The sequence below is a fragment of the Enterobacter cloacae complex sp. IR5401 genome (assembly GCF_049238425.1).
GTDB lineage: Bacteria > Pseudomonadota > Gammaproteobacteria > Enterobacterales > Enterobacteriaceae > Enterobacter > Enterobacter hormaechei_C.
Map to the genome: position 1 here is coordinate 131,059 of NZ_JBMKHN010000011.1, position 18,348 is coordinate 149,406.

Annotated in this window: 17 protein-coding genes and 1 tRNA gene; 9 read left to right on the plus strand and 9 right to left on the minus strand. The window is 58.4% G+C overall.

Annotated elements, in window-relative coordinates:
- The 5 genes from ACOTX1_RS16620 to arcA all read right to left on the minus strand — a co-directional run bounded on the left by ACOTX1_RS16620 (position 1) and on the right by arcA (position 5,276).
- Positions 1-480, minus strand: a complete 480-nt coding sequence (locus ACOTX1_RS16620) for an arginine repressor (RefSeq protein WP_003863366.1) — start codon at positions 478-480, stop codon at positions 1-3.
- An 80-nt stretch (positions 481-560) separates the two neighbouring features.
- A complete protein-coding gene (locus ACOTX1_RS16625; protein WP_003863365.1) occupies positions 561-1,964 on the minus strand; it encodes a YfcC family protein in 1,404 nt (467 codons plus the stop codon).
- Positions 1,965-2,010: 46 nt separating this feature from the next.
- On the minus strand, positions 2,011-3,015 hold the full coding sequence (argF, locus tag ACOTX1_RS16630) for an ornithine carbamoyltransferase (RefSeq protein WP_263522396.1): 1,005 nt from the start codon (positions 3,013-3,015) through the stop codon (positions 2,011-2,013).
- A 119-nt stretch (positions 3,016-3,134) separates the two neighbouring features.
- Entirely contained in the window at positions 3,135-4,046 is a 912-nt protein-coding gene (locus tag ACOTX1_RS16635; RefSeq protein WP_023315296.1) for a carbamate kinase, read from the minus strand.
- A 9-nt stretch (positions 4,047-4,055) separates the two neighbouring features.
- On the minus strand, positions 4,056-5,276 hold the full coding sequence (gene arcA / locus ACOTX1_RS16640; RefSeq protein WP_003862920.1) for an arginine deiminase: 1,221 nt from the start codon (positions 5,274-5,276) through the stop codon (positions 4,056-4,058).
- A 674-nt stretch (positions 5,277-5,950) separates the two neighbouring features.
- Between arcA and ACOTX1_RS16645 the strand changes: the two genes are divergently transcribed.
- The 5 genes from ACOTX1_RS16645 to ACOTX1_RS16665 all read left to right on the plus strand — a co-directional run bounded on the left by ACOTX1_RS16645 (position 5,951) and on the right by ACOTX1_RS16665 (position 12,747).
- Complete coding sequence (locus ACOTX1_RS16645; RefSeq protein WP_023315297.1) at positions 5,951-6,403, plus strand: YhcH/YjgK/YiaL family protein; 453 nt, start codon at positions 5,951-5,953, stop codon at positions 6,401-6,403.
- 223 nt (positions 6,404-6,626) lie between these two features.
- Positions 6,627-7,535 carry a 2-keto-3-deoxygluconate aldolase gene (yagE, locus tag ACOTX1_RS16650; RefSeq protein ID WP_023315298.1) on the plus strand — a complete coding sequence of 303 codons (909 nt, stop codon included), beginning with the start codon at positions 6,627-6,629 and terminating at the stop codon, positions 7,533-7,535.
- 14 nt (positions 7,536-7,549) lie between these two features.
- Positions 7,550-9,517 carry a xylonate dehydratase YagF gene (gene yagF / locus ACOTX1_RS16655; protein WP_023315299.1) on the plus strand — a complete coding sequence of 656 codons (1,968 nt, stop codon included), beginning with the start codon at positions 7,550-7,552 and terminating at the stop codon, positions 9,515-9,517.
- Between the two features lie 225 nt (positions 9,518-9,742).
- A complete protein-coding gene (locus ACOTX1_RS16660; RefSeq protein WP_023315300.1) occupies positions 9,743-11,125 on the plus strand; it encodes an MFS transporter in 1,383 nt (460 codons plus the stop codon).
- 11 nt (positions 11,126-11,136) lie between these two features.
- Positions 11,137-12,747 (plus strand): glycoside hydrolase family 43 protein, encoded by a 1,611-nt coding sequence (locus tag ACOTX1_RS16665; protein WP_023315301.1) that lies wholly within the window; start codon positions 11,137-11,139, stop codon positions 12,745-12,747.
- 4 nt (positions 12,748-12,751) lie between these two features.
- Here the strand turns inward: ACOTX1_RS16665 and xynR are convergent, their stop codons facing one another.
- The 4 genes from xynR to argL all read right to left on the minus strand — a co-directional run bounded on the left by xynR (position 12,752) and on the right by argL (position 15,700).
- Positions 12,752-13,510: a DNA-binding transcriptional repressor XynR gene (gene xynR, locus ACOTX1_RS16670; RefSeq protein WP_023315302.1), complete on the minus strand. Its 759-nt coding sequence runs from the start codon at positions 13,508-13,510 to the stop codon at positions 12,752-12,754.
- Positions 13,511-13,709: 199 nt separating this feature from the next.
- Entirely contained in the window at positions 13,710-14,162 is a 453-nt protein-coding gene (locus ACOTX1_RS16675; protein ID WP_023315303.1) for a DUF3828 domain-containing protein, read from the minus strand.
- A 468-nt stretch (positions 14,163-14,630) separates the two neighbouring features.
- Positions 14,631-15,635: an ornithine carbamoyltransferase gene (argF, locus tag ACOTX1_RS16680; RefSeq protein ID WP_023315305.1), complete on the minus strand. Its 1,005-nt coding sequence runs from the start codon at positions 15,633-15,635 to the stop codon at positions 14,631-14,633.
- Positions 15,605-15,700 carry a putative translational regulatory protein ArgL gene (gene argL, locus ACOTX1_RS16685; RefSeq protein ID WP_221766387.1) on the minus strand — a complete coding sequence of 32 codons (96 nt, stop codon included), beginning with the start codon at positions 15,698-15,700 and terminating at the stop codon, positions 15,605-15,607. The genes argF (ACOTX1_RS16680) and argL overlap by 31 nt, the downstream gene beginning before the upstream one ends.
- A gap of 99 nt (positions 15,701-15,799) precedes the next feature.
- Here argL and rraB point away from each other — a divergent pair, with 99 nt between their 5' ends.
- The 4 genes from rraB (at position 15,800) to ACOTX1_RS16705 (ending at position 17,964) form a co-directional block, all read left to right on the plus strand.
- A complete protein-coding gene (gene rraB / locus ACOTX1_RS16690) occupies positions 15,800-16,216 on the plus strand; it encodes a ribonuclease E inhibitor RraB (RefSeq protein WP_023315306.1) in 417 nt (138 codons plus the stop codon).
- Positions 16,217-16,262: 46 nt separating this feature from the next.
- On the plus strand, positions 16,263-17,021 hold the full coding sequence (gene miaE / locus ACOTX1_RS16695) for a tRNA isopentenyl-2-thiomethyl-A-37 hydroxylase MiaE (protein WP_023315307.1): 759 nt from the start codon (positions 16,263-16,265) through the stop codon (positions 17,019-17,021).
- A 30-nt stretch (positions 17,022-17,051) separates the two neighbouring features.
- A complete protein-coding gene (locus ACOTX1_RS16700) occupies positions 17,052-17,774 on the plus strand; it encodes a hypothetical protein (protein ID WP_023315308.1) in 723 nt (240 codons plus the stop codon).
- A gap of 105 nt (positions 17,775-17,879) precedes the next feature.
- A tRNA-Leu gene (locus ACOTX1_RS16705) sits at positions 17,880-17,964 on the plus strand.
- Positions 17,965-18,348: the final 384 nt, after the last annotated feature.

Genomic DNA, 18,348 nt, shown 5'->3' on the forward strand with positions numbered 1-18,348 from the left:
TTAATGCGTTCTGAGTAAATAATTAATTTGCTTATGCACCAGCGCGGTGCGCTTCACTACGCGGGGCGCGACCCAGACAATACTGCTTCCGGCCACCACGCCTAAAATTTCCGGTAACTGGTGATAATCCAGAATACGCGCCACCGCGCGGCCATATCCGGCGACGGTATGGATAAGGATAAATTCGCTGTTGTGCTCCACGCTCACCACCATTTCAGAGACGGTACGCGCCGCATCGGGGGCCGGGCGCAGCTGGGGATTCAGCGAATAAATCTTTAGCCCTTTGGCATTGCGAATTTTTATGACACCAAGCAACTTGAGAAGACGTGAAACGGTGGACTGGCTGATGGTCTCAAAACCCCGCTCCTGTAAGTCGCGGCGGATCTCTTCCTGGGAGAGATAGCTCTTTTCCGCGATCAGACGCTGGCAGACCGTTAGCTGTAGTTGCTCTTTGGGAGAGTACTCTTCGTAATCCATCATAGTTCCCATATCAGTTCCCGAAATAACCGGTGGCACCGCACCGATCCGTAGGCCGGATAAGCGCAGCGCCATCCGGCAAATCACAACAAAGCGCCCAGGCTTAACGCCACCATAATCACCACCGTTAAAATCCCCAGCAGCGGCGCGACCCATTTCAGATAACGCACGTAGGGCACGCGGGCGATAGCCAGCCCGCCCATCACGACGGCAGAGGTGGGAGTGATCAGGTTAACGATGCCGGACGCCGACTGGTAAGCCGTAACCACCAGGTCGCGGTTGACGTTAGCGAAATCGGCAAGGGGCGCCATGATCGGCATCGTCAGAACGGCCAGGCCGGACGAAGAAGGCACAAGAAACGACAGCACCACTTCCAGCCAGTACATCACGTTGATGAACGCCACCGTCGACAATCCGGTGACCATTCCCTCGGCGCTGTGCAAAATGGTGTGGGTAATCATGCCCTTATCCATGATCACTACGATACCGCGCGCGATGCCGATAATCAGCGCGACGCCCAGCAAATCTCGCGCGCCGTTGATAAAGGTTGAGGTCAGCTCCTCTTCGCTCATGCGGGCGATCAGCCCGACGATAATCGCGCTGGCGAGGAACACCGCCGAGATCTCCGCCATCCACCAGCCCAGCACCGCCACGCCGTAGATCATCACCGCGAAGGCGAGGGCGAAGATCACCAGGATGAGTTTGCGCACCGGGGTAAACTCCAGCGACTGCTCGCCCTTGTTGCCGAGGAAGTGGGCGCGGTTCTCTTCCTGCTTATCCGCCACGATCGACAGCGACGGATCCTTGCGCACCTTACGGGCGTAACGCATTACCCACGCCACGCAGATGATCCAGCCGATCACCAGCAGCGCGATGCGCAACATGATGCCGTTGGTGAAGGGGATCCCGGCGGCGTTGGCGGCGATCACCGTGGCGAACGGGTTGATGGTGGAGCCGAGGGTGCCGATCCCCGCGCCGAGCAGCACGGTGGACGCAGCAACCACCGGATCGAACCGCGCCGCCAGCATCACCGGCACCAGTAAGGTATAGAAGGGCAGCGACTCTTCTGCCATGCCGTAAATCGTGCCGCCCGCGGCAAACAGCGCCATCAGGATCGGGATCATCCACTCTTCGCGGCCGCGCAGCCGGGTGGTGACGCGCTCGATCCCGGCGTCTATCGCCCCGGTTTTGGTAACGATCCCGAGGAATCCGCCGATGATCAGAATAAACAGCGCCACGTCGATGGCTCCGGCCTGGCCGGATTCCGGATCGTACAGCCCGGCAATCGGCGCCATCAGCACGGAGACCAGACCTTGCGGGTGCGCTGCCACGTGCGCGTAGGTGCCAGCAACCGGCACTTCTTTACCGAGCGCCTCGTTCATTGCCATATGGTACTGCCCGGCCGGAACAATCCACGTCAGCACGGCAACCACGGCAATCAGAAAAAAGAGAATGGTGTAAGCGGAGGGAAACTTGAACTTGCCCATGATGTTCTCCTGAACCCGGCGCACCCCGCGGCGCGCCGGGCGGTGATTAGTCGCCGAGTGTCGCCACCATGACCGCCTTAATGGTGTGCATGCGGTTCTCTGCTTCGTCGAAGACGATGGAGTTCGGTGATTCGAAGACCTCTTCCGTCACCTCCAGCCCCTTCAGCCCGTACGCCATCTCGATTTCGCGGCCCACCTTAGTGTGCTCGTTGTGGAATGCCGGCAGGCAGTGCATGAATTTGACGTTCGGGTTGCCGGTGGCCTTCATCACCTGCGCGTTTATCTGATACGGTTTCATCAGGCTGACGCGCTCGGCCCAGGCCTCCTTCGGCTCGCCCATGGAGACCCACACGTCGGTGTAGAGGAAATCGGTCCCCTGCACGCCTTCTTCCACGTCGTCGGTGAGGGTGATGCGCGCGCCCGTCTCTTTCGCAATGGCGCGGCACTGCTCAACCAGGCCTGCCTCCGGCCAGAAGGATTTCGGCGCCACGAGGCGGATATCCATCCCCATCTTGGCCGCACCGACCATCAGCGAGTTGCCCATGTTGTTGCGCGCGTCGCCGAGATAGGCAAAGCTCAGCTCCGGCAGGGTTTTGCCCGGGGGGTGCTCCAGCATAGTCATCAGATCGGCGAGAATTTGGGTCGGGTGGAACTCGTCGGTCAGGCCGTTCCACACCGGCACCCCCGCGTACTCGCCCAGCTCTTCAACGATGGCCTGGCCGTAGCCGCGATATTCGATGCCGTCATACATGCGGCCCAGCACGCGGGCGGTGTCTTTCATCGACTCTTTATGGCCAATCTGCGATCCGCTTGGGCCGAGATAGGTGACCTGCGCGCCCTGGTCGAACGCGCCCACTTCGAAGGCGCAGCGGGTGCGGGTGGAGGTTTTTTCAAAGATCAGGGCGATGTTTTTCCCGACCAGGGTTTGCTTCTCGCGCCCGGCTTTTTTGGCGGCCTTGAGCTCGATGGCGAGGTCAATCAGGTACTGGATCTCCGCCGGGGTGTAGTCCAGCAGTTTCAGGAAGTTGCGGTTTTTCAGGTTAATGGTCATGGGGAAATCCTTTTTAAATTGTTAGCTGTCTGATGCCCTCACCCCGGCCCTCTCCCACGGGGAGAGGGGGGCTTACATTCCCTCTCCCTCCGGGAGAGGGTTAGGGTGAGGGGAGGGGTTTAGTTACGAATCAACGTGCCTTTCTCGCCCGCCAGGATCTCCGCGCCGTCATTCAGCGCGCCGATCCCGGCAATGCCGCCGCAGGCCTCAACAAACTCGCGGCAGGCGGCTACTTTCGGCCCCATCGATCCGGCGTCGAACTGCATGCCTCTGAGCAGCTCCGGCGTCACCTGCGCCAGCGGACGTTGGGTTGGCTTGCCCCAGTCGAGGTACACCGCGTCGGCATCGGTGAGGATCAGCAGGGCGTCGGCCTCGATCTGGCGCGCCAGCAGGGCGGCGGAGAGGTCTTTGTCGATCACCGCCTCAATGCCGCGATAGCCGTTGGCGTTTTCCACCACCGGCACGCCGCCGCCGCCGTTGCAGATCACCAGATGGTCGCGCTGGATCAGCGCCGTGATGGCGTCGCTCTCGACAATGCGCTTCGGCTGCGGAGAGGGCACCACGCGGCGGAAGTAGCTGCCGTCGGCCTTAAACACCCAGCCTTTCTCCGCGGCCAGCGTTTTGGCCTGGGCTTCGCGGTACACCGGGCCGATGTACTTGGTCGGGTTACTGAAGGCCGGGTCGGCGGCGTCCACTTCCACCTGCGTGAGCAGGACGCTGACCTCGCGCTGGGGCAGATTGTTTTTCAGCGCCTGCTGGAGCATGTAGCCGATCATTCCCTGGCTTTCGGCGCCAAGAACGTCCAGCGGGTAGGGCGTGACTTTGTCGTAGGCGCTGTTTTGCAGCGCCAGCAGTCCGACCTGCGGGCCGTTGCCGTGCACCAGCACCACGCGCCACTGCGCCGTTAAGCCGGCGATGGTGCGGGCAGCCTGCTCGATGTTCTGGCGCTGGATCTCCGCTTCAAGCGGTTCGCCGCGCTTGAGCAGCGCGTTGCCGCCCAGGGCCACAACCAGAGTGGGTTTTCGTTCCATGATGGCTCCTTAAATTCCGTCGCGTTCCAGCGGGCAGCTCATGCAGCGCGCGCCGCCGCGGCCGCGTCCCAGCTCGTCGCCCGGGATCGGCAGCACGGTGATGCCCGCTTTGTCGTACTTCTCGTTGGTCCAGACGTTGCGCTCGTAGCCGATCACCACGCCCGGGCGGATGGTCAGGACGTTGTTAGCGTCGTTCCACTGCTCGCGTTCGGCTTCAAAGGCATCGCCGCCGGTGGTGATCAGACGTACCTGGTTAATGCCGAGCGCTTTCTCGATGGCGTGCAGCAGGTCGGTTTCCTGGGTGCGCAGCAGGCCGCCGCGGCCGTCCGGGGTGAGCGTCCAGCACTGGGCGTCTTTGCGCACCACTTCCGGGTAGACGGAGAAGGTATCCACGTCGATGTGGGTCATGACGGTGTCGAGGTGCATGCAGGAGCGGTGTTTTGGCAGCTCAACGGCAATCACGCGCTCGGCCTGGCGGTGTTTAAACAGGCTGTTAGCGAGGAACTCCACGCCCTGCGGGGTGGTGCGTTCGGACATGCCGATCAATACCGCCCCGCGACCAATGACTAATACGTCGCCGCCTTCTAAAGTGGCGTGGTCGTAATTAATATTCTCGTCGCCGAAATACTTAATAAACTCGCCGTCGGCAAATGCGGGATGCCAGCGATATATTGCCCGCAGGTTATTCGTTTCACGCTGGCGGGCGGGTTTCGCCATCGGATTAATGGAGACGCCGTTATATATCCAGCAGGAGGTATCGCGGGTAAATAAGTGGTTCGGCAGCGGCTTCATAATAAAATCATTCGCCGTGTGGGTATCGACCACCATATTTTTAATGGCCGCCGGAATTTCACCGTAGGTTAATCCGCCGCTTAACCTGCGCGCCAGTTCGCGGTGCGGCATATCCGCCAGCCAGCCGCGTACGTCGGCGGCGAAGGTTGGCCCCAGGCGATAGTCGGAGATTTGTGTTTCAAGAAGCCAGGCTTTTGCTTCCGAAATATCAAGCGTTTGCGTAAGAAGGTCGGTCAACAGGAGGACTTCCACACCCTGCTCGCGCAGCGTGTTTGCGAAGATGTCATGCTCTTCACCCGCCCGTTCAACCGAGAGCACGTCATCAAATAACAGCTCCTGACAGTTTGAGGGGGTTAACCGTTTCAGACTTAAATTAGGACGGTGCAGCATAACGCTACGCAATTGACCAATTTCAGAACCGACGTAATGCTTTTCCATAATTATTCCTTTAACTTTTTTCAGAATAAAAAGGGCATGCGCCATGTGAGGTGTTTAATTTCATGGCGGCTAAGCTCAATAGATTTCGTGAGTTATAGTAGGCGCTTAAATAATGGTTATTGTGACATTGCTCACGCGAAAACCGATATTGATGAGTTTGTTTTCAATTGCATGATTCGTATCAGATAATGATTAATTTCATATTATTACGGGATGAATAGCTAAGCAGGAACGGGTGGCAATATTTGAGTTTGTTATTATTTTGTAGAATTACACGTTTTGAAATATTTAGTTATATGGTTGATTTTAATAGATAAAATGTTGATTCGGGAATAGCTATGCAATAATGACAGTTAACTATTTTTCACTTAAGATAAATCAATAAATAATTATGGATTTTTAAAGGAAATAACCAAAGTGATAAAGTGTGATATGCCAACAGGTTTTGTGAGTTACGTTTTAAATTCAGTGAGTTAGACCCTATGTGCAAAGTGCATGAAATGAGGTTATGCATGACCACTGCATAAATGCCTGTGTGCAATTAACAGTGGATTAACACATTTCCCGATAAACATGCGCTGACGCAAATCTTGTCAAAAAAGGGCTGGTATGGAAGAAGCATTTCTCGTATAAAACATGAAAATGAAACAATGTTTTAATCTGAGGGTTGTATCATGATTATTGGCAATATTCATCATCTCCAGTCCTGGCTGCCAGAAGAGCTGCGTCAGGCCATTGAGCACGTTAAGGCCCACGTCACCGACGCGACGCCGACCGGCAAGCACGACATCAACGGCAACAGCCTGTTTTATCTGGTTTCGGAGGACATGACCCAGCCGTTCGCCGAGCGTCGTGCTGAATACCATGCACGCTATCTGGATATTCAGATTGTGCTGAAGGGTCAGGAAGGGATGACCTTCAGTACCCTGCCGCACGGTACGCCGGACACCGACTGGCTGGCGGACAAAGACATCGCGTTCCTGCCGGAAGGCGAGCAGGAGAAAACCGTGGTGCTGAGCGAAGGGGATTTTGTGGTGTTCTGGCCGGGCGAAGTGCATAAGCCGCTGTGCGCGGTGGGGGCACCTGCTAAGGTCAGGAAAGTGGTGGTGAAGATGCTTGTAGAGTAACCCCTCTCCCAAGGGGAGAGGGTGTAAAAGTCCCCTCTCCCTGTGGGAGAGGGTTAGGGTGAGGGCATCAGGCCGCACCTTCCAATTTGTGATCCAGCTTAAACTTCCCGCACTCCCTCTCCATCTCTCATTTACCTGCGCTTTTCCTGCGTCATAGTATGATCGTTAATTTAACGAACGCTGTTCTATAATGTAGAACAAAATGATTCAGCAAGGAGATCTCATGCCGCAGTCCGCGTTGTTCACGGGAATCATTCCCCCTGTCTCCACCATTTTTACTGCCGATGGCCAGCTCGATAAGCAGGGCACCGCCGCGCTGATCGACGATCTCATCAAAGCAGGCGTTGACGGCCTGTTCTTCCTGGGCAGCGGCGGCGAGTTCTCCCAGCTCGGCGCCGAAGAGCGTCAAACCATTGCCCAATTTGCGATCGATCATGTCGATCGTCGCGTACCGGTCCTGATCGGCACCGGCGGCACCAACGCCCGGGAAACCATTGCGCTCAGCCAGCACGCGCAGCAGGCGGGCGCGGACGGCATCGTGGTGATCAACCCCTATTACTGGAAAGTGTCAGAAGCGAACCTGATCCGCTATTTCGAGCAGGTGGCCGACAGCGTCACGCTGCCGGTGATGCTCTATAACTTCCCGGCGCTGACCGGGCAGGATCTGACCCCGGCGCTGGTCAAAACCCTGGCCGACTCGCGCAGCAACATCGTCGGCATCAAAGACACCATCGACTCCGTCGCCCACCTGCGCAGCATGATCCACACCGTTAAAGGCGCCCATCCGCACTTCACCGTGCTGTGCGGCTACGACGATCATCTGTTTAATACCCTGCTGCTCGGCGGCGACGGGGCGATTTCGGCCAGCGGCAACTTTGCCCCGCAGGTGTCGGTGAATCTTCTGAAAGCCTGGCGGGATAAAGACGTGGCGAAAGCGGCTGAGTATCATCAGACCCTGCTGCAAATCCCGCAGATGTATCAGCTGGATACGCCGTTTGTGAACGTTATTAAAGAGGCGATTGTGCTCTGCGGTCGTCCGATTTCCACGCACGTCCTGCCGCCAGCCTCGCCGCTGGACGAGCCGCGCAAGGCGCAGCTGAAAACCCTGTTACAACAGCTCAAGCTCTGCTGAGCCGGACGATAACGATGACCATTGAGAAAATTTTTACCCCACAGGACGATGCGTTTTATGCGGTGATCACCCACGCGGCGGGGCCGCAGGGCGCGCTGCCGCTGACCCCGCAGATGCTGATGGAATCCCCCAGCGGCAACCTGTTCGGCATGACGCAGAACGCCGGGATGGGCTGGGATGCCAACAAGCTGACCGGCAAAGAGGTGCTGATCATCGGCACCCAGGGCGGGATCCGCGCCGGAGACGGACGCCCGGTCGCGCTGGGCTACCACACCGGGCACTGGGAGATCGGCATGCAGATGCAGGCGGCGGCGAAGGAGATCACCCGCAACGGCGGGATCCCGTTCGCCGCCTTCGTCAGCGATCCGTGCGACGGGCGCTCTCAGGGCACGCACGGCATGTTCGACTCCCTGCCGTACCGCAACGACGCGGCGATCGTGTTTCGCCGCCTGATCCGCTCCCTGCCGACACGCCGGGCGGTGATTGGCGTGGCAACCTGCGATAAAGGGCTGCCCGCCACCATGATCGCGCTGGCCTCCATGCACGACCTGCCGACCATTCTGGTGCCGGGCGGGGCGACGCTGCCGCCGACCGTGGGGGAAGACGCGGGCAAAGTGCAGACCATCGGCGCGCGCTTCGCCAACCATGAACTCTCCTTGCAGGAGGCCGCCGAGCTGGGCTGTCGCGCCTGCGCGTCGCCGGGCGGCGGCTGCCAGTTCCTCGGCACGGCGGGCACCTCGCAGGTGGTGGCCGAAGCGCTGGGGCTGGCGCTGCCGCACTCCGCGCTGGCGCCGTCCGGGCAGGCGGTGTGGCTGGAGATCGCCCGCCAGTCGGCGCGGGCAGTGAGCGAGCTGGATAACCGTGGCATCACCACGCGCGATATCCTCACCGATAAAGCCATCGAAAACGCCATGGTGATCCACGCGGCGTTCGGCGGCTCGACGAATTTACTGCTGCACATCCCGGCCATCGCCCACGCGGCGGGCTGCACGATCCCGGATGTAGAGCACTGGACGCGCGTCAACCGCAGGGTGCCGCGCCTGGTCAGCGTGCTGCCCAACGGCCCGGACTATCACCCGACCGTGCGCGCCTTCCTCGCGGGCGGCGTGCCGGAGGTGATGCTCCACCTGCGCGATCTTGGCCTGCTGCATCTGGACGCCATGACCGTCACCGGCCAGACGGTGGGCGAGAACCTCGACTGGTGGCAGGCATCCGAGCGCCGTAAGCGCTTCCGCCAGTGCCTGCGCGAGCAGGACGGCGTGGAGCCGGATGACGTGATCCTGCCGCCGGAGAAAGCCAACGCGAAAGGGCTGACCTCGACGGTTTGCTTCCCGACGGGGAACATTGCGCCGGAAGGATCGGTGATCAAGGCCACGGCGATCGACCCGTCGGTTGTCGGTGAAGATGGCGTTTACCGCCACACCGGTCGGGCGCGGGTGTTTGTCTCGGAAGCGCAGGCGATCAAGGCCATCAAGCGGGAAGAGATTAAACAGGGCGATATCATGGTGGTGATCGGCGGCGGGCCGTCCGGCACCGGCATGGAAGAGACCTACCAGCTTACCTCCGCGCTGAAGCATATCTCGTGGGGCAAGACGGTGTCGTTAATCACCGATGCGCGCTTCTCGGGCGTGTCGACGGGCGCCTGCTTCGGCCACGTGTCGCCAGAGGCGCTGGCGGGCGGGCCGATTGGCAAGCTGCGCGATAACGACATCATCGAGATTGCCGTCGACCGGCTGACCCTCACGGGCAGCGTGAACTTCATCGGCACCGCGGACAATCCGCTGACGCCGGAGGAGGGCGCGCGCGAGCTGGCAATGCGGCAGACGCACCCGGACCTGCACGCCCACGACTTTTTGCCGGACGACACCCGGCTGTGGGCGGCATTGCAGTCCGTGAGCGGCGGCACCTGGAAAGGCTGTATTTATGACACCGATAAAATTATCGAGGTAATTAACGCCGGTAAAAAAGCGCTCGGCATTTAATTATTTCATTAGATAAAACCGTCTGCGGGAAATATTCCGCGGGCGGCTTTTTATATCTGTAATTTATTAATTTAAACAATAAGTTGCGATATATCGGTGGCGTCACAAAAGCAAAATAACGTAATTCAGAAATAAGATATGACCATTGCTGGTTAATTGAACAGCTCATTACACTCCATTAACACGATGTTGTAATTCAGCACACTACATAAGGGTGTAATTCTGATGACGCAATTAACCATGAAAGACAAAATTGGCTACGGGCTGGGTGACACCGCCTGCGGCTTCGTCTGGCAGGCTACCATGTTCCTGCTGGCCTACTTCTATACCGACGTCTTCGGCCTGTCGGCGGGCATTATGGGGACGCTGTTTTTAATCTCCCGCGTGCTCGATGCCGTGACCGACCCGCTGATGGGGCTGCTGGTGGACCGCACCCGCACGCGTCACGGCCAGTTCCGCCCGTTCCTGCTGTGGGGCGCCATCCCGTTTGGCATCGTCTGCGTGCTGACCTTCTACACGCCGGACTTCTCCGCGCAGGGCAAAATCATCTACGCCTGCGTGACCTACATTCTCCTGACCCTGGTCTACACCTTCGTTAACGTGCCGTACTGCGCCATGCCGGGCGTCATTACCGCCGACCCGAAAGAGCGTCACGCCCTGCAGTCGTGGCGTTTCTTCCTGGCGGCGGCGGGATCGCTCGCCATCAGCGGCATCGCGCTGCCGCTGGTGAGCATCATCGGCAAGGGGGATGAGCAGGTGGGCTATTTCGGCGCCATGTGCGTGCTGGGCCTGACCGGCGTGGTGCTGCTCTACGTCTGCTTCTTCACCACCAAAGAGCGTTACACCTTTGAGGTGCAGCCGGGCTCGTCGGTGGCGAAAGACCTTAAGCTGCTGCTGGGCAACGGACAATGGCGGATCATGTGCGCGTTCAAGATGATGGCGACCTGCTCCAACGTGGTGCGCGGCGGGGCGACGCTCTACTTCGTGAAATACGTGATGGATCACCCGGAGATGGCGACGCAGTTTTTACTCTACGGCAGCCTCGCCACCATGTTCGGCTCGCTCTGCTCGTCTCGTCTGCTGGGCCGCTTCGACCGCGTCACCGCCTTTAAGTGGATCATCGTCGCTTACTCTCTGATTAGCCTGCTGATCTTCTTCACGCCGGCGGAGCATATTGCCCTGATTTTCGCCCTCAACATCCTGTTCCTGTTCGTCTTTAACACCACCACGCCGCTACAGTGGCTGATGGCCTCTGACGTGGTGGATTACGAGGAGAGCCGCAGCGGGCGCCGCCTCGACGGGCTGGTGTTCTCCACCTATCTGTTCAGCCTGAAGATTGGCCTGGCAATTGGCGGGGCGGTGGTGGGCTGGATCCTGGCGTACGTGAACTACTCCGCCAGCAGCAGCGTGCAGCCGGTCGAGGTGCTGACCACCATCAAAATTCTGTTCTGCGTGGTGCCGGTGGTGCTCTACGCGGGCATGTTCATCATGCTGTCGTTCTACAAGCTCACCGACGCCCGCGTGGAGGCCATCAGCCAGCAGCTGATCAAGCACCGCGCGGCGCAGGGCGAGGCCATTCCCGACGCCGTGACAGCCGCATCCCATTAACCGGAGGCAATATGGAAATCACTAACCCAATCCTGACCGGCTTCAACCCGGACCCGTCCCTGTGCCGTCAGGGCGAGGACTACTACATCGCCACTTCGACCTTCGAGTGGTTCCCCGGCGTGCGCATCTACCACTCCCGTGACCTGAAAAACTGGTCGCTGGTCAGCACCCCGCTGGACCGCGTGTCGATGCTGGACATGAAGGGCAACCCGGACTCCGGCGGCATCTGGGCGCCGTGCCTGAGCTACGCTGACGGCAAATTCTGGCTGCTCTATACCGACGTGAAGATTGTCGACTCGCCGTGGAAAAATGGCCGCAACTTCCTCGTCACTGCGCCGTCCATCGAAGGACCGTGGAGCGAGCCGATCCCGATGGGCAACGGCGGGTTTGACCCGTCCCTGTTCCACGACGACGATGGCCGCAAGTACTACCTCTACCGTCCGTGGGGGCCGCGCCACCACAGCAACCCGCACAACACCATCGTGATGCAGGCGTTTGACCCGCAGACTGGCACGCTCTCGCCCGAGCGTAAAACCCTGTTTACCGGCACGCCGCTCTGCTACACCGAGGGCGCGCACCTGTATCGCCACGCGGGCTGGTACTACCTGATGGTTGCCGAGGGCGGCACCAGCTACGAGCACGCCGTCGTGGTGCTGCGTTCAAAAACCATCGACGGGCCGTACGAGCTGCACCCGGACGTGACGATGATGACCAGCTGGCACCTGCCGGAGAATCCGCTGCAGAAGAGCGGCCACGGCTCGCTGCTGCAGACCCACACGGGGGAGTGGTACATGGCCTACCTCACCAGCCGCCCGCTGCGTCTGCCCGGCGTGCCGCTGCTGGCCTCCGGCGGGCGCGGCTACTGCCCGCTGGGGCGCGAGACCGGCATCGCCCGCATTGAGTGGCGCGACGGCTGGCCGTACGTGGAAGGCGGCAAGCACGCGCAGCTGACCGTGAAAGGCCCGCAGGTGGCCGAGCAGCCCGCAGCCGCTCAGGGTAACTGGCGGGATGATTTCGACGGCAGTACGCTTGACCCGCAGCTACAGACCCTGCGCATTCCGTTCGACGACACCCTCGGCTCGCTCACCGCGCGCCCGGGCTACTTACGGCTCTACGGCAACGACTCGCTCAACTCGACCTTTACCCAGTCGACCGTGGCGCGCCGCTGGCAGCACTTTGCCTTCCGGGCGGAGATGCGGATGCAGTTCTCGCCGGTCCACTTCCAGCAGAGCGCGGGGCTGACCTGCTACTACAACAGCAAAAACTGGAGCTACTGCTTTGTGGATTTCGAGGAGGGGCAGGGGAGGACCATCAAGGTGATCCAGCTCGACCACAACGTACCGTCGTGGCCGCTGCACGAGCAGCCCATTCCCGTGCCGGAGAGTGCGGAGAGCGTCTGGCTGCGCGTGGACGTGGATACGCTGGTCTACCGCTACAGCTACTCGTTTGACGGCGAGACGTGGCACGCCGTGCCGGTAGCGTATGAGGCGTGGAAGCTGTCGGATGACTATATCGGCGGGCGCGGCTTCTTCACCGGTGCGTTTGTGGGGCTGCACTGCGAGGACATCAGCGGCGACGGCTGCCACGCGGACTTCGACTACTTCACCTACGAGCCGGTTTAACGGCTCAGGCCGGGTAGCCCAGCGCGCGTGAGAGCTGGAGCCCGGCCTGCTGAAGCTGCTCGCGGAAATCAGCCAGCTCTGCGTCGTCCACGCGGGAGGTCAGCGTCGACAGGCTCAGGGCGGCAATCACGCGGGATTCATGGTTCCACACCGGCACCGCCACGCAGCGCACGCCCTGCTCGTTCTCTTCGCTATCCAGGGCATAGCCCTGCTCGCGGGTCTGCGCCAGAGCGGCCATTAATGCTTCGCGAGAGGCGAGGGTGGAAGGGGTGTAGGTGGTGTAGTGATAGCCCTCCAGCAGGGCGTTCAGCTCGGTCTCGCCCAGCCAGGCAATCAACACCTTGCCGATGGCGGTGGCGTGAACCGGCAGGCGGCGGCCAATGCGCGAATAGGCGATGGCGGCCAGCTTGCCTTCAATCTTCTCGATATAAACCCCTTCACGCCCGTCCAGTATCCCCAGATGGGTGGTCTGCCCGGTACGCTGGGACAGCTCCGTCAGCCAGCCTTTCGCCTTCTGACGAATATCGATGGAGCCCACAACAAAATGGCCGCGCTCGACCAGCTTCATGCCGAGGCGATATTTGCCGTTCTCCGGGTTCTGATCGATATAGCCATGAAGCTGCAGGGTTTTCAGCAGCGAGTGGAGAGTACTTTTGCTCAGCCCCATCAGTTTGCTGATGTCGGTGATCTTAAGCTCGGTGGCCTGCTCGTTGAACAGGTCGAGGATCTGCAACGCACGTTCAACAGACTGAATAATCGGCATAATGCTGGTATGTCCACGCTGGAATTAAGGCGAAAACGTACCTTTTTCGGGGTGAAAAATCAATGAAATGGAGCTGGTCTGATCCGCCCGGCGGCGCTACGCTTGCACGGGCCTACGGGTTGTGTAGGCCGGGTAAGCGCAGCGCCACCCGGCAAAAAGAGCGCGCAGTATCAATATCATTGCCGGTACGTCGTTTGGCTCAGTTCGGTATAGTCAGGTTTCTTGAAAATTCAACAGCAGAAACTGACTGTACCTTCCATAAGTTGTCTTCTTTAACCATGCAGTCTATGACTATGTGGTCCTGCTTTTTACCGAATGCAATGTATACGTTGACACAGACTGGATCGGTATCCCCGGCTATGGCTGTTACATTCTGCGGCCAGTCATCGCCGATGTATTGCGCTTTTAAAAATATATCGGCCTCGTAAAACTCTTCGTCTGCATAGCGAGGATCCTGCGCGTGACGGAGTTTTTTCATTGTTGATGCTGTGACATATTTATCTATTTCGTTTCCATCAGTAATGGGAAATACGTCTTTGTTGATTTGATTTACGTACCAGCTGTTAAATTTTACAGCACGCTCAATTGGATCAGAAAGGCCAGCCGTTGCAGAGAAAGAAAATATTAAGAGAAGCGGTAAGATATTTTTCATATCAATAATGCCTGTAAAGGGTGATTTTTGGCTGTATCTTCCGATATGTCTGGCAGGGATAAAGGCTGTTCTATAATTTTCAATCCTCCGGCGCTGATAGCCGCGGCTACGGCGCGGATGCAGTACCCGGTACTTTTATGATGTGCGTGGCTGCGGGTATATGACACAGCTTCATGCTTATTCCATGACATAATTAATCCTTATTAACGAAATGCAGCAATAAGGAAATATTACGCCGATAATATACGGTGTTTTGTAATTGATAATGACCTGATATTAACCATTATCTACTCAGTAAATAATGGTTAATAAAAATATAAATATCTATTATGGTTAATGCCTGTCTGAGAAAGCGTCAGTAAAATGAATTTTTCTGCCCGACGATAACGCTGTTGTCGTTTTTAGTGTTTTCTCCCTCTCCCCGTGGGAGAGGGCCGGGGTGAGGGCACCAGCGCGCAGAGGACCCAATCACTCCCCAAGCGTCGCCACCATCACCGCCTTAATCGTATGCATCCGGTTTTCAGCCTGGTCGAACACGATGCTCGCCGCTGACTCAAACACCTCGTCCGTCACTTCCATCCCGCCGTGCAGGTCGAACTCTTTCGCCATCTGCTTGCCGAGCGTGGTCTGGTCGTCATGGAACGCCGGCAGACAGTGCAGGAACTTCACGTCCGGGTTGCCGGTGAGCGCCATCATCTGCGCGTTCACCTGATACCCGCGCAGCAGCGCAATCCGCTCCGCCCACTTCTCTTTGGCTTCGCCCATCGACACCCACACGTCGGTATAGATAAAGTCCGCGCCCTTCACGCCCGCCGCCACGTCTTCCGTCAGGGTGATTTTCCCGCCGTGCTTCTCCGCCAGCGCGCTGCACTCCGCCACCAGGCTCTCTTCCGGCCAGCAGGCCTTCGGGGCCACCAGGCGCAGATCCAGCCCGGTCAGCGCCGCCGCTTCCAGCATCGAGTTGCCCATGTTGTTGCGCGCATCGCCCGCGTAGACCAGCGTCATCTCGTTGAACGCCTTGCCAGGCAGGTGCTCCTGCATGGTCAGCAGGTCCGCCAGCAACTGCGTCGGGTGGAACTCGTTGGTCAGCCCGTTCCACACCGGCACGCCCGCATACTGCGCCAGCGTCTCGACGACTTCCTGGCCGTGGCCGCGATACTGAATGCCGTCGTACATCCGCCCGAGCACGCGCGCGGTGTCCTTAATTGATTCTTTATGCCCAATCTGGCTGCCGCTCGGCCCTAAATAGGTAACGTGTGCGCCCTGGTCAAATGCGGCAACTTCGAAAGAGCAACGGGTACGGGTCGAGTCTTTTTCGAAGATGAGCGCGATGTTTTTACCGGTAAGCTTCTGTACTTCCTTGCCATTTTTTTTATCGGCCTTGAGCTGTGCGGCAAGGGTCAGCAGAGAAGTGAACTGTGCAGGGGTAAAGTCGAGCAGTTTCAGAAAGTGTTTTTTGTACAGATCAGACATTTTATCCTCACATGGCGAACGCCACTTGTTGAATTAAAATTCACTTTATATGTGTAATTATTCATTTGCAACCCCGTTTCACAAATCTTTCCAACAAAGGTGGAGGCAAACCCGTCCGTGTGTGAAAATAGAAGTATCTGCCGCACTTTAAAGAGGATTGAGCCATGGCAAACCCGGAATTACTGGAAGAGCAACGCGAAGAGACGCGTCTGATTATTGAAGAGCTGCTGGAAGACGGTAGCGATCCGGACGCGTTGTACACCATCGAGCACCATTTCTCTGCGGATGATTTCGACGCGCTGGAAAAAATGGCCGTGGAAGCCTTCAAGCTGGGCTACGAAGTGACCGAGCCGGAAGAGCTGGAAGTGGAAGAGGGCGACACCGTCATCTGCTGCGACATCCTGAGCGAAGGCGCGCTGAAGGCGGAGCTGATCGACGCGCAGGTCGAACAGCTGATGAACCTGGCCGAGAAGTTTGATGTGGAATACGACGGCTGGGGAACCTACTTCGAAGATCCGAACGGCGAAGAAGGCGACGACGAAGATTACGTCGACGAAGACGACGACGGCGTGCGTCACTAAGCGTTTCAGGCGGTGGCGCACGCCACCGCTTTTTCAAGGCAGAACCATGGATTACCCGCAGATACTCGCCCCTGTACTTAACTTCCTCCAGTGCCCGACCCCGCAAGCATGGATTGATAAAGCCCGCGACCCGGCGAACCTGCCGCTGCTGCTCACCGACCACATGGTGTGCGAGCTCAAGGCCGCCCAGACCGCGCTGCTGCTGGTGCGTAAATACGTCGCCGACGAAAGCGGTGCCGACGCGCTGCTCGACTGGCTCAAACCCTATGAACTGTTCACCTTTCGCGACGGCCCGGAGCCGGACTTCATCGCCCTGCACAGGCGGATTGGCAAAAGCGTGATGCCCAAAACCGACGACCCGTGGGGCCAGGCGCTCATCGACAGCATGGTGCTGCTGATTAAAGAGGAGCTGCACCACTTCTGGCAGGTGCGCGAGGCGATGCTGGCCCGCGACATTCCGTACGTCAAAATCACCGCCAGCCGCTACGCCAAAGGGATGCTGAAGGACGTGCGCACCCACGAACCGCTGACGCTGATCGACAAGCTCATCTGCGGCGCCTACATCGAAGCCCGCTCCTGCGAACGCTTCGCCGCGCTGGCTCCGTTCCTCGACGACGACCTGCAGAAGTTCTATCTCTCGCTGCTGCGCTCGGAAGCGCGCCATTATCAGGACTACCTGACGCTGGCCCAGCAGGTGAGCGACGACGATATCTCACCGCGCATAAAGCTTTTTGGCGAAATTGAAGCCACACTTATCTCGACACCGGACAACGAGTTTCGCTTCCACAGCGGCGTGCCGGTGTAAACCGGCATAACTCAAGGATAAGGATGCGAGATGAATAAAACGTGGACCCGTATTGTGATTGTCGTCATTGCGGCTGCCGCCGTGGCGTTCTGGGTGTTTTTCGACAGGCAGCGCGCCCCGGAACGGCAGATGGATAACGCCCTTAACGCGATGCCCGCCTGGCAGGTGATTAAGGAGCAGGAGCCCGCGCTGCATCAGCGTATCCTTGACCAGATGGCCGCCCTGCAAAAAGCGGGCGAGCCGGAGCAGCAGATTATCGACACCATCCAGCCGCAGATCCTGCATCTGCAGATGTCGCGCCTGCAAAACGCCCCGGACGCCAACGTGGTGAACTACATGACCATCAACATGGAGCAGACCGCCGCCATCCAGAAGGTGAGCGACGACGCCTGCTTCCGCTTCCTCTACCCGATGGTGAAGGGCGGCATCAACCCGATGCGCATGCTGGATAAAGACCTGATGGCGCGGCGCATGCAGGCCGACGCCGACATGATGCGCGCGGCCTACGGCAAAAACCGCCACACCGTGACCCCGGCCGAGCGCGAGGCGGCCGTCGAGGATGTGCGGCCGATTATGAAGCAACTTGCCGATAAGTACGGCGAGGACATCCAGCTGCTGCAGATGCCGGAGAAGGCGGCGGGCAAAGAGAAGCTCTCCTGCGATATGGTGCAGGAGATGTGGGCGAAGGTGCTTGCGCTGCCGGAGCAGAAGGCGGCGAGGGTGATTCGGCTGGCGGTGTCTGAGCTGGACTGACGGTAGCGCTGGTTTTTTGGGCACTTAGCGCGGGTTTCGCGCGTCGTCGCTTGCATGGCGGCGCGCGACAGGTATAATCCACAACGTTTCCGCATCCCCTTCAGTGCCGAAGTGGCGAAATCGGTAGACGCAGTTGATTCAAAATCAACCGTAGAAATACGTGCCGGTTCGAGTCCGGCCTTCGGCACCAAAAGATGCAAATCAAAGTCGCTTAAGGGCGGCTTTTTTTGTGTCTGAAATCCAGTTACTACAAGCTTTACCGTTTCTTTGTCTTTGAAAAACTTACAATTTTGTTCTAGGGGTAGATGAATCCAGTTGCGTAGGCTGCTTATATCCTTAAAGCTGTTCTTTTGAAGATGAATCAATCGATTTGAGAGTTCTTCCTAAATGCATGTTGGTTGAGAAGAATTAGTCTGATTGCCCTTATCATAAATCTTCAGAGTGTTTGGTAAACAAAACAAGAATCGATGACCTGCTCCCCGTTGATTAGTACACCCCGATGTTAGTAATGTCTTCATAAGCCACATGAGGACATCCCCATGAAGAAGCGTTTTTCCGACGAACAGATCATCAG

Bases quoted from the DNA above. Each gene is read 5' to 3' on its own strand.
- ACOTX1_RS16675 (WP_023315303.1), bottom strand. From the start codon at position 14,162: ATGAAAAATATCTTACCGCTTCTCTTAATATTTTCTTTCTCTGCAACG.
- ACOTX1_RS16620 (WP_003863366.1), bottom strand. From the start codon at position 480: ATGATGGATTACGAAGAGTACTCTCCCAAAGAGCAACTACAGCTAACG.
- ACOTX1_RS16665 (WP_023315301.1), top strand. From the start codon at position 11,137: ATGGAAATCACTAACCCAATCCTGACCGGCTTCAACCCGGACCCGTCC.
- ACOTX1_RS16635 (WP_023315296.1), bottom strand. From the start codon at position 4,046: ATGGAACGAAAACCCACTCTGGTTGTGGCCCTGGGCGGCAACGCGCTG.
- miaE (WP_023315307.1), top strand. From the start codon at position 16,263: ATGGATTACCCGCAGATACTCGCCCCTGTACTTAACTTCCTCCAGTGC.
- arcA (WP_003862920.1), bottom strand. From the start codon at position 5,276: ATGGAAAAGCATTACGTCGGTTCTGAAATTGGTCAATTGCGTAGCGTT.
- ACOTX1_RS16700 (WP_023315308.1), top strand. From the start codon at position 17,052: ATGAATAAAACGTGGACCCGTATTGTGATTGTCGTCATTGCGGCTGCC.
- argF (WP_023315305.1), bottom strand. From the start codon at position 15,635: ATGTCTGATCTGTACAAAAAACACTTTCTGAAACTGCTCGACTTTACC.
- yagE (WP_023315298.1), top strand. From the start codon at position 6,627: ATGCCGCAGTCCGCGTTGTTCACGGGAATCATTCCCCCTGTCTCCACC.
- ACOTX1_RS16645 (WP_023315297.1), top strand. From the start codon at position 5,951: ATGATTATTGGCAATATTCATCATCTCCAGTCCTGGCTGCCAGAAGAG.
- argL (WP_221766387.1), bottom strand. From the start codon at position 15,700: ATGAATAATTACACATATAAAGTGAATTTTAATTCAACAAGTGGCGTT.
- argF (WP_263522396.1), bottom strand. From the start codon at position 3,015: ATGACCATTAACCTGAAAAACCGCAACTTCCTGAAACTGCTGGACTAC.
- rraB (WP_023315306.1), top strand. From the start codon at position 15,800: ATGGCAAACCCGGAATTACTGGAAGAGCAACGCGAAGAGACGCGTCTG.
- xynR (WP_023315302.1), bottom strand. From the start codon at position 13,510: ATGCCGATTATTCAGTCTGTTGAACGTGCGTTGCAGATCCTCGACCTG.
- ACOTX1_RS16625 (WP_003863365.1), bottom strand. From the start codon at position 1,964: ATGGGCAAGTTCAAGTTTCCCTCCGCTTACACCATTCTCTTTTTTCTG.
- yagF (WP_023315299.1), top strand. From the start codon at position 7,550: ATGACCATTGAGAAAATTTTTACCCCACAGGACGATGCGTTTTATGCG.
- ACOTX1_RS16660 (WP_023315300.1), top strand. From the start codon at position 9,743: ATGACGCAATTAACCATGAAAGACAAAATTGGCTACGGGCTGGGTGAC.